This is a genomic window from Acinetobacter geminorum, from assembly GCF_013009345.1.
Classification (GTDB): Bacteria; Pseudomonadota; Gammaproteobacteria; order Pseudomonadales; family Moraxellaceae; genus Acinetobacter; species Acinetobacter geminorum.
In genome coordinates this window covers 18,009-31,433 of record NZ_JABELE010000025.1, presented here as the reverse complement: position 1 = coordinate 31,433, position 13,425 = coordinate 18,009, and the positions used below count along the sequence as shown (strand labels likewise).

The following is a 13,425-nucleotide window of genomic DNA, read 5'->3' as shown; positions in this document are numbered from 1 at the left end:
TTTACGATTCAGTTCGATGATCGATTAAAAGATCATTTATAAAAAATGGAACTTACACAAAATAATTTACAGGCTCATTCTTGATCGTACAAGAAACTAACTAATACGATAAAAAATGATGAAGCCATTAAACTAATGGTAAAAATATAAAAATTACCACTACTAAAATCTGACTTAATAGCACTAAGTAGAGTATTTTGTGTAAAAAATGTTTGAATAAACCAATTACAAAACACTCCAAACTGCCCAGCTAAGATTACAAATAAAACCCATAAAATAGATTCTCTTTTATAATCTTTCACTACAGACAATGGAACTTTAATAAACTCCATAACTCCCTCATACCCCGAAAAATGGGATTAAATATTTATAGCTATGCATTTAATTTAATTCATGAATTAAGATCATAAGATTAGAGCTATTTTAAGTCCAATATGTTTTTTAAAACTCATTTTTGAATTTTGAATCAACTCTACAAAAATATATTTAATAGGTCTACTTTGATTCATAACATCTTAACCACCAATCCTCAAAAACTACATCCGTGTGACTCAGTACATCATGATTCCAATACCTTACTAATCTAAAACCCAAAGCTTCTAAAAACTTTTTTCGCTCGGCATCATATTAAATTATATCATTAACACCATGCTGACCACCATCTAACTCAATGACCAAACCAATTAATCCACAATATATGGTGCAATCACATGCTGCCTACGAAATTTAAGATTCATAAACCGCTTAGCACGAAGTAGTTGCCACATCAGGTTTTCTGCATCTGTAGCATTACTTCGCATGGTTTTGGCAAATACGAGTAATTGTGGGTTTAGTTTCATTCTTTATTTTCCATTTTAATTACCCTCACCCCAGCCTTCCCCCTAAGGGAGAAGGAGTATCCTTTGTGAATTAACTTGTTATTCGATACGCAATGAAGTTCCCTCTCCTTTCAGGAGATGAGGAACGATTGTAGTTCCGCAAGGGAGAGGTTATAACACCCCATGCCCCAATAACATCTCAACCCCACTCACCTTTTTCATATACTTTAAGCGTTCCTTTTCCCACTTCACCTGCTGCTTTAGCTCAGCACAGTCGGCATCTACAGCTTTATAAACATCACTAATATGTACATGCTCTGCTTTTACATTTCTTGCTAACTGAAAAGAATCTATAATCTCAGTAATTTGGCTTTCAAGTTGCTGACTTTGTGCATCTAAAGCCAGTTTATAAAACCTCAACTGTTCGGCAGATAGTTCTTTAACACCTAGCCCTTTATTCTGTTCAAGCTGTAACTGGAGTTTGAGTAAATAAAACAAATCCTGCTTTTCATAGGCCTGACTTGCTTGTTGGAACAGCTCGGTTTTTTCTAATTTTTTAGTTTCATCTTGCTCACGGTCTGGGTGAATCATCGCGGCAATTTTTAAATAAACTGTTTTTAACGACTGCGCTGCCATTTGCTCAGCTTGTTCGCGTTTTTGTTGTTGTCTTTGCTGTTTAGCTTGTTCTCGCGCTTGTTGTTGCTCGGCAGCGTACTTTTCAAAGTCTTCTTCTAACTCTACACCTTGATCAGCACTTTCATCATATTCAAATTTTATTGACTGAACTTTTTTATTCTTTTTTACCGATTCCCCTGCATGTTGCTCATAAAAGGTATCAATCTGCTTCACCAGCTCCAACTGTTCAGCAGACAGTATTTGGGAGCGCTTCAACATTTGTGCAAGCTGGGCAATTTTTTCATCCAGCTGTTGCATGTCTGCTTTAGAAAAATCATGGCTATGCAACATATTCCAGAGTTGATATAACTGCTGAAATAAGACTTCATGCAAATCGCTATACACAGGCATCAATTTTTGCCGTATGTGTTGTTGAATTTCAGCTTGTGCATTTTGCCATGTACTCAGGCTAACTTTTTGCTGTTCTATTTTATCAATCAGGCGATTCAGTTTTTTCTGCTGTGCAGACGGTTCAGACCTTTGCTGCAAGCTAACTTTGAGATCAAAGGACATACTCATCCACCTGAAAAAGAAAAAAGTGTAGCAATAATCAGATGAGGAAAGTAGCTAAGCATTCTTTAAGTCAGAATCAGTCTATTCATTTTTAGAAAATAGAATACGACTTATCTAAGTTATAACCTAAGAAATCCACCAAATCACTAATGGCAATGTCACAGCAGCACATAGAGTTTGAAAGCTAATCACGGCTGCCATGAGCTGACTATCACCACCCAAAACTTTGGTTAAAATGTATGAAGCGGAAGCAGTCGGTAGCGCAAAGAAAATAACTAAAATCTGTGTTTGCAAACTTGGTAAACCAAACCACATGCAGACCCCGTAAGCCAAGGCAGGCACTGCTAAAAGTCGTGCAAAAGTATCTGCTGCCAATACCACAATGTCTTTTTTAATTTGCATAAACTGCAAAGCTGCGCCAACACATAACAAACCTAGTGGCAAACTCGACATTGAAAAAAGCTTAATAAACTGACTAAAGCCTTCCCAAATCGGGATTTGAAGTGCATTGACTACTGCCCCGACCACACACGATGCAATTAACGGATTTTTAAGGAGTGCAATAAAAATAGGTTTAATTGCCATGTGTTCTTTAGAAGTTAGAGCAAGCACCGAAATAACGTTCACAAGCGGAATGCAAAGCGCCAATAAAATCGCCAGTATTGCCATTCCTTCACTTTTAAAAAGCGAAGTCACTAATGCCAAACCAATATAGGTATTAAAGCGAACCATACTTTGTACGTGCACACCAAAACGTGCAGGTGGTATCTGCCAAAATATTCGGAGGATATATAAAAATGCAGTTACTGCCAAAACTACAATCACCATCGCAATGATGGCTGTACTCAAGCTTTGTAAATCAATTTTTGCGGTCGATAGCGTACTAAAAAGCAAAGCTGGAAATAAAATATAGTAATTAAGCTTCTCTGCCCCAGCCCAAAACTCATCGCTAAAAAAACGATATTTTTTAAATAAGTATCCCGATGCAATTAATGCAACTAAAGGAAAAAGAGATAAAACAATGCTATTCATTTCTTTACTCGAGTTTGGTTGAAGGGCTTGCTGTTTTTAGCAATGACCTTGGCTTTCTCATATATTAAAGATAATGAAAACTCATGATAAAATGAGTTTTTACTCATAACAAATACAACATGACATTTACCCAACTTGAAATTTTCGCACTCATTGCAGAACTTAAAAGCTTTACGGCTACAGCAGAAAAGTTGGGAATTTCTCAGTCAGCAGTTTCTCATGCCCTTAAATCATTAGAACAACAATGGGGTATTAACCTGATTTCAAGATCCCAGAGTGATATTGAGCTCACCACGACAGGACAGCAGCTTCTTACGCATGTAAAAGAGTTATTGAGTATTTCCGATACCTTAGAAAAATAAGTGGCTGCCATTCATGGTTTAAATGAAGGCACATTACGTATTGGATCTTTTGGTGCTTCATCCTCTATTTATCTATTGCCTGAAATTTTAGAAACCTTTCGGCAGCGCTACCCTAAAATCGAAATTTATATTGATGAGGGTGAAGATAAAGAAGTTGCTCAGTGGTTATTGGAACGGCGCATAGAGGTTGGTTTTTTGATTATGCCAGATGAGCGTTTTGATACATTCCCTTTAATTGAAGATCGTTTTGTTGCCCTAATTCCGAATAGTTACTCGCTTGCGCAGCAGCTCTATATTGATCCAGCCCAGCTAGAAAATTGCCCTTTTATTATGACAATGGCTGGCAGTCGACATCAGGTCGAATTAATTTTAAAAAACTTTAATGTGAAACCAGACATCAAATTTTATGTTTCACAAATTTTGAGTATCGTTAGCATGGTTCACAATCAATTAGGGATTTCGATTGTCTCTGATATGGTGCTCACCAAAGAGTTACTATCACTCTATCCAAATGTAGTTAAACGTCCTTTTAAACCGAACCTTAAACGTTCTATTGGCCTCGCAGTCAAAAATAAAAAGCACATGAGTCCCGCTGCGAAAGCTTTTATTGAAGTCGCGCAATCGGTTTGGTCTGATCATTAATTGAATATAGATAATTTTTAAAAAATTTAATAACGATCACTTTCAGGACAATTTATGAGCGTATTAGATGACTTGTAACGTAAAAAGCGCCAAAACTGCCCCTCTTTAACCAAATCAACGCACCATTTATCGCCAAAACCCCCTTATTTAATCCAAATTGGTGCGCTTATTGCATATTCACTTTTATGCAATTGAGTTTGTTTCGACAAGCTTAGGTTTTTAGATTCCTTAAATCTATTTTGGTGCAATTTACAGACCCAGATTTGTTCCAAAATGGAATTTAGCACTTTTTTCGAGCATGCTATGCAAAATGTAGATCTATTTTTCTTATTACTTGGTGCAGTTTTGGTTCTTGCCATGCACGCAGGTTTTGCATTCTTGGAACTTGGTACGGTTCGCCATAAAAATCAGGTGAACGCACTTAGTAAAATTCTGACTGACTTTGCCCTTTCTGCAATCGCATATTTCTTTGTTGGCTACTACATCTCTTATGGCCAGCACTTCTTCCATGATGGTACGGTTTTATCAAGTGATCATGGCTATAACCTTATGCGTTGCTTCTTTTTACTCACTTTTGCTGCGGCAATTCCTGCCATTATTTCGGGTGGTATTGCTGAACGTGCAAAAATGCGTTCACAAGCAATTGCCACACTCGCTTTAGTTGCACTGGTATATCCATTTTTCGAAGGTATGGTCTGGAATGGCAACTACGGTCTGCAAAAGTGGTTAGAAACAACCTTTGGCGCAGCTTTTCACGACTTTGCGGGTTCAGTCGTAGTTCATGCCATGGGTGGTTGGATTGCACTTGCTGCTGTGATTCTATTGGGTGCGCGTTCTGGTCGTTATAAGAAAGATGGTCGTGTAAGTGCTCATCCACCTTCTTCTATTCCATTTTTAGCGCTGGGCTCATGGATTTTAATTGTTGGCTGGTTTGGCTTTAATGTGATGAGTGCGCAGCGTGTTGATGCTATTTCTGGGTTAGTTGCGATTAACTCGCTCATGGCAATGGTTGGCGGTACAATTACAGCCAATGCGATTGGGAAAAATGACCCAGGCTTCTTACACAACGGCCCTCTTGCTGGTTTAGTGGCAATCTGTGCAGGCTCTGATATTGTTCATCCAATCAGTGCACTTGTTATTGGTGGTGCAGCTGGGGCTATGTTTGTTTATCTATTCACCTATACTCAAAACAAACTCAAAGTTGATGATGTATTAGGTGTATGGCCTTTACACGGCGTATGCGGCGCATTTGGTGGTATTGCAGTAGGCCTATTTGGTCAACAATGGCTAGGTGGTTTAGGAGGTGTCTCATTCATCTCTCAACTCATCGGAACAACACTCGCGATCGCTATTGCACTTGCTGGCGGCTTTATTGTTTATGGAATTCTTAAAGCAACCATTGGCATTCGCTTATCTCAAGAAGACGAGTTTCGTGGTGCAGATTTGTCTATTCATAAAATTTCGGCAAACTCTGAAGAGGGGATGTTTTAATACTTTCTAAAGTGCTCAAGGCGACGATACTTCTCGTCGCTTTTTTATTTTTTAAAGAAGATTGAACCTCTTTCTTCAGTATAGTTTAAGAGCAATTTAAGTTTTATTTTATGTAATGCCTTTACTCACAATCTAATTGATGTTGCATGGCATGAATCAACAAAAACAATTTTTCCAAATTAATATCATCTTTCTTTTTCTCAGTTTTTTGCTGCTTTTAATCGTTTTTCCAGTGGGTGGGAAAATTGATATGTACCTCATCCAGCCTTGGATTGATTCAACAGGTCATTTTTTCAATCGAGATAATTGGTATCTGGAAAGACTTAATCATGAAATTGTAAAACAGATCATTACTGGCATTTATGTCATCTTTTTCGGCCTGTGGCTTGTATCATTTAAAGTTGAGAAATTAAAGCCTTATCGCTGGCAATATGGTTATATGTTTTTTGTGAGCATGGTTGGTAGCGGTATAGTTGGCTTATTAAAATCACAATCAGCTCATGCCTGCCCTTGGAATATGGTTCATCCTAACAGCTTAGGTGGCTATATTTGGGACTTTACTGCGAAACATGGGCATTGCTTTCCGGGTGGACATGCAAGCGCTGGCTTTATTTTAATGACAGGTTATTTTGTTTATCGTCTTGAACAACCCAAACGTGCCTATTTTTATCTCATTTCAGGCATTTTATTAGGATTTATGATGGGATGGGCACAAATGATGCGTGGAGCACATTTCCTGAGTCATAATTTATGGACAGGTTGGGTGGTTTGGGCGGTAAATATCTTATTTTATGCCGTTTGTATTCACCGCTTTGAGTTTGAAAAACGAATCAAACAAGAACTTCTCTAACTCAAGTCCTTGTTTCGTGAACATGTAAAATCTTTGGAAGTTTAACCAAAACAGAAAGTCCACCAAGCTCTAAACTTCGGTCTAGTGTCAGAGTCCCACCTAAACGTTGAGTTGCTCGGTCAACAATAGATAGACCTAAACCACTGCCCACTTCAAGGTGGTGGTGTACACGATAAAAACGTTTTAAAACTTTATCATAATGTTCAGGTTCAATCCCTGCACCACTATCTTCAACTTGAATACACGCGTAGCCATCTGTATCTGTAAAAACTGAAATATTAATCACGCCTTGGTGGGGTGTATATTTAATTGCATTATCAATTAAGTTAAAAATAATTGAATGAACTGTTGGCTCAACACTATGCATTTCAATTGGCTCGTTACGAACAAAGCCCAAGTCGATCTCTTTTTGCATAGCTAAATTAACAAGCTGTTCAACACAGTTCAAAGCGACATCATTAAGCTGAAAAGCCCTCGTCGGTTCAATCACACTTAAAGAAACATCCTGCTTAGCCAGCGCTAAAAGCTGTGTCACCAAATGCTGAATACGCGCTAATCCTTTACTCAAATTTTGCAGCGATTCATGCTCAGGAAGCTGACTAATTAAAATTTTAGTTTGTAAATTTAGAGCAGTCACAGGAGTTCTGAGTTCATGGGCTGCATCTGCAATAAACTGTTTCTGCTCATTTTGCGCTTTAGAAATGCGCTCAAAAAGACGATTCATTTCATCAATTGTAGGTAGCAGTTCTTGAGGATAATCTGAGACTTCAATAGGCGTCAGCTCTTCTGAGTCACGATGAGTCAGTTCATTTTTAAAGTCATCTATCGGCTTTAAACCTCGGCGAATAATTGCAGCTAAAGCAAAAATAGCAAATGGTAAGATAATCAAATATGGAATGAACATGCTACCTGCAAGTTCCCAAGCAAAAGCCTCACGAACCTTTTCTTGCTGGCTAATCTGAATCTGGTAATCCTTTAATGGCAAAACATAGGTACGGATTAAGCCATTACTGGTTTTATGTGAGTAAAAGCCAGCTTGTGTAACAGGTGGAACCAATAAATGGAGATGGTGTGATAAATGGGCTTGGTCTTTATAAGCCCAAATATCTACAAATAGATCTTCTTCATGATAAGTTTTATGAAAATCGAACTCACTACTTACTGTTTTCAATGGATATTCAGCTGTTCGTTCAGCCAAGTAACGCATTTGCGTATCTAAAATTTCATCAACTTCTTGAAGTGCAACTTTATAAGCAGTAAAAATTAATATACAACCTAAAATAACACTGAAAATTGAGGTGCCCCAAATCAGCCGTTTTTTTAATGAATAATGCACTGTTAAGAAGTTCCAAAATTAAGTTACGATTGCCCTAAACGGTAACCCAATCCTCGAATAGTTCGGATAAAGTCTTTCCCGAGTTTAGCTCTCAGGTGATGCACATATACTTCAATCGTATTACTGGTCACATCACTATCGAAATCATATAACTTATCTTCAAGATTTGCTTTAGAAAAGATTTTATTTGGATGGCTCATTAAAGGAATAAGAATTGCCCATTCACGATTAGACAAATCAATACGCTGTCCTTTAAAGGTAGCAATGTGCTGTTCAACATTTAAAACCAGATCACCACTTTGTAAAAGCTGCTCATGATTCGCAAGCTGAGCCTCTACCCCACTACGGCGTAATAGCGCATGAATACGAGCGAGTAACTCATCAAACTCGTATGGTTTGATCAAGTAATCATCTGCACCGTGGTTTAAGCCATCAACACGGTTCTGTAACTGATCTCGTGCTGAAATAATTAAAACAGGAGTCGCTGCTCTTTGGCGGATTTGCTTTAAGACCTGCATGCCATCCATCATCGGTAGCCCTAAGTCCAAAAGAATTAAATCGAATTTATTTTTAGCCAACTGGGCTAGGCCATCTAAGCCATTATTGACCCACTCCACTTCAAATTGATGATATTGCAGCAACGTTATTGTTGACTGTGCAATCATAAAATCATCTTCAATCATCAAGATTTTTGTCATGTTTTAGGCTCGCTTTAATTCACATGGGCACAAGAGTGCAACATATCCAGTTGAGGGTTGATGACCTGAGTTTTTACATCTAACAAACTTAATAAGCTTGGGAATAAATTATCCTGACTTAACTTTTCTTTAGTTTGTTGGCTTAAACAACTTACTTGTGCAAGATTATGTTGTTTCCATTTATCAGAAAACCACATTATCATTGGTACATGTGTTTGTTGACTCGGTGCAATTGCATACGGTGAGCCATGTAAATATAAACCATGTTCACCAGTTGATTCACCATGATCAGATAAATACCATAAACCTGTTTGATATTTCGATAAGTCTTTTAGATTATTAATAATCTGACTTAATACATGGTCTGTATATACAATCGTGTCATCATAACTATTTAATAACTCCGTTTGAGAGCAGCCCTGTATCGCATTAGTGTCACAAGTCGGTTTAAACGGTTGATATTGGGCAGGCGCACGCTTGTAATAGGCTGGACCATGACTTCCGACTTGATGTAAAACAATCAGGCGTGGACGGATGTCTTCTTTAGGAATAGTCGCCAAATACTCATTTAAGCTATCAATTAAAATATCATCGTAGCATTCGCCGTCTTTACACCATTTTTGCTTTAACTTTTCTGGTATTTGGTATTCCTCCACACGATCACAAGCCCCTTTACATCCAGAGTTATTATCAATCCAAGTCACTTGGTAGCCCGCACGCTTGGCAATGTCTAATAAACCTTCACGATGACTTGCAAGTTGTTCATCATAGTCAACACGTGGCATGCCAGAGAACATACATGGAACCGACACAGCTGTTGCTGTACCACATGAGCTAACTTGCGAGAAACTCAAAACCTCCTGTTTAGAAAGCTCCGGATTCGTATTTTTCGAATAACCATTTAATGCAAAACTTTCTGCACGTGCAGTCTCGCCTACAACCAAAACCATTAGTTTAGGTAAGTTGCTTTGTACTTTCTGAATTTGATGAGCATCTTCACCATAGTGTATTAATGGCAAGTTCTTCTTAGGTGCCTTTTTATGATAATAAGACATTAAAGATGAAATACTATTTTGAGGTGAAATCATACCTTTTAGATCACGATGCTCACGAAAGATCGCTGCGAAATCAACATAATAAACAAATAGCAAAAGACCAACGATTGCGAAAGAAGCAATGATTGAACTAATTTTTTTCAACAATAAATGAGATGTTTTTTCTTTTTTAAGTTTTACGTGAGTAATTAAAATAATAGGTAAAACAACAAAGAAAACTGTCCAGAGTCCAAAACGTAATGAAATTAGATCAGAAACTTCAGATACATCGGTTTGTATCATATTTTGAATTTGATCGGGCGAGATAATTACGCCTAATGTATTCACGAAATAAGAGCTAAAACCACCAATCACGACCAGTAAAATTGCAAAAATTTTAGCGGTCCATTTCCAGTTTAAAATCTGTAAAACCGCATAATAAGCAGCAACCACAATAAATACAGTAGCAGCTAAAAATAGAATAGCCTTTATTCCAAAATATGGAGTTAAAAGATGGACTTGGCGATAAAAACCAATATTGAGAATTGCCCCTAACCAAATGGCTATAATAATGTTAAACATAAACAGTGAAATCTGTTTATTTTTTAAAGTGGAAAAAAAATTCAGCATCTTGGGTGACTACAATCTTTTTATGATGCTTTACTGTAGAAATGGAAACTTAAAAATGACTTAAATAAAAAATGATCTAATTCAAAGACCTTAATACATGCTACTTTTTTAAATTTTGTATAATAAAAAGACGAGGTTAAATTTAACCTCGTCTGTGAGCTTTTAACCAAATATTGTTGTTAGAAGCTATATTTAGCCATTAAACCAACACGGTTATCTTTGTAAGACTTACCATCAAAAGTATCACGTTTACCATTAACGTATTCAACACCTAAATCAATTGGTTTAACTGGTGTGTAAATGACGTTGAGCCATGCTTGTTGAACTTTTTCATTCGCAGATGTATTTGCTTTAGCATAGTCAGTGCCGTCATCAGCGAACTGAGCACCATATGCTAGAGTTGAACGTAAGTTAGGTAAAATTTTATAAGTTCCACCCACTTGCACTGCTACAAATTCGTTTTGCTCAATATCGTTATTTACTACTGCATAAGCACTGTTACTACCATATAAGTAAGTGTTATTACCTACAACATATGATGCATCAGCAAAGAGTTTTAAAGGATCAGATACTTTAAAGTCTGTACCAGCAGCAACACCCCAACCTGTTTTGTCGTCGCCAGTAGTTTGTGATTTATAATTTTCAACTAAAACACGAGCTGAAGCCGAACCTTTACCATCTGCATAGCCTTGGGTTAATTTAGCTGTTAATACAGGTAAGCTATATTTAACTGAGTCACCTGTTGCTGAACTGTCGCCTTCTTCAGCTGCTACAAATAATTGTGTTGCTGGAGCAAGTTTATAGTTATAACGTACCTGTGGAACACGTTTAGTACCACCACCAATGTTTGTCGAGAAGTCGATCATTTCTGGCGCATGGTTAGACAAGAAGTTCGAAGTTGTTTGACCGAATAACCAGTTGTTATACGTTAAGTAAGCATGACGAATACGTAACCCATCATTTGTACCCGCAAAGTCGACTTCAATTTTACCACCAACTTTAGCGTCATTTACTGGAGCAGTAAAATCTAAACCAAGACGTGTCGTTTTAGCTGTTGCACGGATTTTATCTTTTGCTTCACCAGTTGACTTACTTACGTCGTTAAAGTCGTTATCCGCACCTTCAATAATATAGTTAGCATCTCCACGAACAAAACCATAGAGGTTCACATCAGCACCCGCTTTAGACTTTAATGATGCTAAAGGTGAAACTGGCGCAGCAGCTTGAGGTTGTGCCTTAACTTCTGCTAACTGTACTTGCTGTTGCTGCTGTACTTGCTGTTGTTGTTGCTGAACTTGACGTTGTTCTTGAATTAAAGCTTTAAGCGCTTCAACTTCTTTACGAAGCTGTTGAATTTCCGCTTTGTCGGAAGTCGCAGCATGTGCCCCACTCATCATTAAAGCTGTTACTGTAAGAGCTAAACTTTTAATAACGAAAGATTTACGATTAAGGAATAGATCCATCAAAAACTCCTAAAAATATATTTTATGTTGCCTATCCATGCCAAGTTGATTTACGCCATTAAATTAGGGGCTAAAAAATCAACTCTCCTCCACATTGGTTACATTAATTTTATTACCGCAACCAAAACCAATTTCAACGTTGTGCAAGACTAAAAACCGATAACCAAAGACATAAAAAACATACTTTGTCTTACAGATTTTTACCTTAACTTCATGTTGTAACGAATCCTACACAACTCTCTTATCTTATAGAATGATTAAATCGTTATTTCATTATTCTTTTTTAGACTTTAGGCTGATAACCAATCTAATTGAACATTTTTCTGTCCATTTTGATTGATTCACATGATTTTTATTGTTATCCAAATCCATTTTTTCTCCTTTTAGCTTCCATTTGCTACTCAAACAAGATGGCACAATTAATTGAGCATTAAAATAGCTAAAAATATACATTTTAAGAAACATAGACAAATGTATTAGAGCATACTTAGATTAATACTTAATCGACATTAAGTTTCTTTATTTCATTTAGTTAACTTTATTTTTCTTGTAGTTTCGCATGTTTCCAGAGGTAAATAGGCAGTAAACTGAGCACTCCAATAATGACAATAGCTATCAAATAATGGAAATAACCGAGCACATCTCCAATCACCCCACTAAAACTATAAAGAAGACCGCTAACAGTCGCCATGACTGAAACCTGAAACGTAAAATCTGTCCCCGCATATTCTTTTCGACTGTAATACATGACTAGAGTCAACATAACCACTAACAGCATTGCCGAGAATGCATCTTCTAAAGCATTGACTGTATAGATAAACCATACATTCAACTGATTTTTTTGTTCATAGGCATAGGCTAAATAAGCATAGGCTCCTAGACTCATAATTTTAAAAACTGAAAAAACAATTAATGCTATTGGTCTTGAAAAGTACTTAAGCACTCCTCCTGCAATTGCCGCCCCAGCGAGTGCGGCTACTGCACCTAGCATCGTGATATAAACACCAATTTGGGTAAAACTTAGCCCCATATCCACCATTAAAGGTTTGAGTAATGGCCCAGCTAAGCCATCTGCTACTTTAAAAGTGATCAGCACAACTAACCAAGAACGAAGCTCTTTATTTTGAGAAAAGTAACTCAAATAAGCCTTAATTTTTGTAGTTAGATTTAGTTGGTTAAGTTTGAGCTCGCGATTTGAACGAGAAGTATGTTGAGGCTCTTTAAATAACCAAATAGGTAAAGTATTTAAAAATACTATGATTGCTAATAGCAAAAAAGTGGGTTGCCATGTTAACCAGTCTAAGCACCAAAGTACGGCGCCTCCCCCCACAATAAACCCTAAGCGCGAACCAATCACCTGAAATGTATTGCCCCAATGCTGCTGGTCATGTTTCAACAAATTGACTGCTAAAGCATCGGTAGCGATGTCTTGTGTTGCTCCTGTTAAATTCATAAAAAGAAGTGAAATAAAAAAGGCGAATAAATAAATAGGTTGATCTAAAGCTTGAACGGGGAAAAAAGACACAATGCACAGCACACCCACAGTCATAAACTGAGTAGGTAGAATCCAACTACGGTAGTGCCCTAGACGGGAAAGTGCATGCCGGTCGACCCATGGCGCCCAAAAAATCTTGATTGACCACGGCAACATTAATAAGCCAAAGCCACCAATATGGGCGAGAGAAACTCCTTCAGCCCTTAAAATCACAGGTAAAGCATGCGTCATGAACCCAACAGGCAGTCCTTGTGCCCAATATAAGGAAAATAGCAGAAGATAAAGATTTTGCTGCCGCACCATAGAAACCTACTTTTTATTTGTTTAATGAGGAATAACATCAAATGTCATTTTGTTCTTACATTTTGCCAATGAAGCATATATTT

The 13,425-nt window shown here is 37.3% G+C and carries 11 protein-coding genes and 2 pseudogenes; 3 read left to right on the top strand and 10 right to left on the bottom strand.

The genetic code is table 11. The features are described from left to right. Positions 1-74 precede the first annotated feature (74 nt). The 4 genes and pseudogenes from HJG58_RS17440 to HJG58_RS17420 all read right to left on the bottom strand — a co-directional run bounded on the left by HJG58_RS17440 (position 75) and on the right by HJG58_RS17420 (position 3,038). A complete protein-coding gene (locus HJG58_RS17440) occupies positions 75-332 on the bottom strand; it encodes a hypothetical protein (protein WP_170249702.1) in 258 nt (85 codons plus the stop codon). Positions 333-495: 163 nt separating this feature from the next. Further along, positions 496-839: pseudogene (locus HJG58_RS18910) on the bottom strand (endonuclease domain-containing protein). 150 nt (positions 840-989) lie between these two features. Continuing rightward, the gene (locus HJG58_RS17425) at positions 990-2,006 is read right to left on the bottom strand and encodes a molecular chaperone DnaJ (RefSeq protein WP_170249700.1); all 1,017 of its coding nucleotides are present in this window, start codon (positions 2,004-2,006) and stop codon (positions 990-992) included. 126 nt (positions 2,007-2,132) lie between these two features. Next, on the bottom strand, positions 2,133-3,038 hold the full coding sequence (locus tag HJG58_RS17420; RefSeq protein WP_170249699.1) for an AEC family transporter: 906 nt from the start codon (positions 3,036-3,038) through the stop codon (positions 2,133-2,135). A 119-nt stretch (positions 3,039-3,157) separates the two neighbouring features. Between HJG58_RS17420 and HJG58_RS17415 the strand changes: the two are divergent. From HJG58_RS17415 to HJG58_RS17405, 3 genes and pseudogenes are all read left to right on the top strand, one after another. Then, positions 3,158-4,042 (top strand): annotated as a pseudogene (locus HJG58_RS17415) (LysR family transcriptional regulator). A 303-nt stretch (positions 4,043-4,345) separates the two neighbouring features. Then, positions 4,346-5,533: an ammonium transporter gene (locus tag HJG58_RS17410; protein WP_170249698.1), complete on the top strand. Its 1,188-nt coding sequence runs from the start codon at positions 4,346-4,348 to the stop codon at positions 5,531-5,533. A gap of 139 nt (positions 5,534-5,672) precedes the next feature. After that, on the top strand, positions 5,673-6,383 hold the full coding sequence (locus HJG58_RS17405; protein WP_170249697.1) for a phosphatase PAP2 family protein: 711 nt from the start codon (positions 5,673-5,675) through the stop codon (positions 6,381-6,383). 1 nt (position 6,384) lies between these two features. Here HJG58_RS17405 and HJG58_RS17400 read toward each other — a convergent pair whose 3' ends face one another. The 6 genes from HJG58_RS17400 to HJG58_RS17375 all read right to left on the bottom strand — a co-directional run bounded on the left by HJG58_RS17400 (position 6,385) and on the right by HJG58_RS17375 (position 13,342). Next, complete coding sequence (locus HJG58_RS17400; RefSeq protein ID WP_170249696.1) at positions 6,385-7,719, bottom strand: ATP-binding protein; 1,335 nt, start codon at positions 7,717-7,719, stop codon at positions 6,385-6,387. 23 nt (positions 7,720-7,742) lie between these two features. After that, the gene (locus HJG58_RS17395) at positions 7,743-8,417 is read right to left on the bottom strand and encodes a DNA-binding response regulator PmrA (RefSeq protein ID WP_032006521.1); all 675 of its coding nucleotides are present in this window, start codon (positions 8,415-8,417) and stop codon (positions 7,743-7,745) included. 14 nt (positions 8,418-8,431) lie between these two features. Further along, complete coding sequence (locus tag HJG58_RS17390; protein WP_170249695.1) at positions 8,432-10,081, bottom strand: phosphoethanolamine transferase; 1,650 nt, start codon at positions 10,079-10,081, stop codon at positions 8,432-8,434. Positions 10,082-10,260: 179 nt separating this feature from the next. Then, on the bottom strand, positions 10,261-11,544 hold the full coding sequence (locus tag HJG58_RS17385) for a DcaP family trimeric outer membrane transporter (RefSeq protein ID WP_170249694.1): 1,284 nt from the start codon (positions 11,542-11,544) through the stop codon (positions 10,261-10,263). Between the two features lie 273 nt (positions 11,545-11,817). Beyond that, positions 11,818-12,009 (bottom strand): hypothetical protein, encoded by a 192-nt coding sequence (locus HJG58_RS17380; protein ID WP_086265301.1) that lies wholly within the window; start codon positions 12,007-12,009, stop codon positions 11,818-11,820. A 73-nt stretch (positions 12,010-12,082) separates the two neighbouring features. Then, positions 12,083-13,342, bottom strand: coding sequence for an MFS transporter (locus tag HJG58_RS17375; RefSeq protein ID WP_216076598.1), 1,260 nt, complete (start codon positions 13,340-13,342; stop codon positions 12,083-12,085). Between the last annotated feature and the right edge of the window lie 83 nt (positions 13,343-13,425).

Excerpts from the sequence above, each read along its gene's own strand:
- HJG58_RS17440 (WP_170249702.1), bottom strand. The coding sequence starts at position 332 with ATGGAGTTTATTAAAGTTCCATTGTCTGTAGTGAAAGATTATAAAAGA.
- HJG58_RS17425 (WP_170249700.1), bottom strand. The coding sequence starts at position 2,006 with ATGTCCTTTGATCTCAAAGTTAGCTTGCAGCAAAGGTCTGAACCGTCT.
- HJG58_RS17420 (WP_170249699.1), bottom strand. The coding sequence starts at position 3,038 with ATGAATAGCATTGTTTTATCTCTTTTTCCTTTAGTTGCATTAATTGCA.
- HJG58_RS17410 (WP_170249698.1), top strand. The coding sequence starts at position 4,346 with ATGCAAAATGTAGATCTATTTTTCTTATTACTTGGTGCAGTTTTGGTT.
- HJG58_RS17405 (WP_170249697.1), top strand. The coding sequence starts at position 5,673 with ATGTTGCATGGCATGAATCAACAAAAACAATTTTTCCAAATTAATATC.
- HJG58_RS17395 (WP_032006521.1), bottom strand. The coding sequence starts at position 8,417 with ATGACAAAAATCTTGATGATTGAAGATGATTTTATGATTGCACAGTCA.
- HJG58_RS17390 (WP_170249695.1), bottom strand. The coding sequence starts at position 10,081 with ATGCTGAATTTTTTTTCCACTTTAAAAAATAAACAGATTTCACTGTTT.
- HJG58_RS17385 (WP_170249694.1), bottom strand. The coding sequence starts at position 11,544 with ATGGATCTATTCCTTAATCGTAAATCTTTCGTTATTAAAAGTTTAGCT.
- HJG58_RS17380 (WP_086265301.1), bottom strand. The coding sequence starts at position 12,009 with ATGTTTCTTAAAATGTATATTTTTAGCTATTTTAATGCTCAATTAATT.
- HJG58_RS17375 (WP_216076598.1), bottom strand. The coding sequence starts at position 13,342 with ATGGTGCGGCAGCAAAATCTTTATCTTCTGCTATTTTCCTTATATTGG.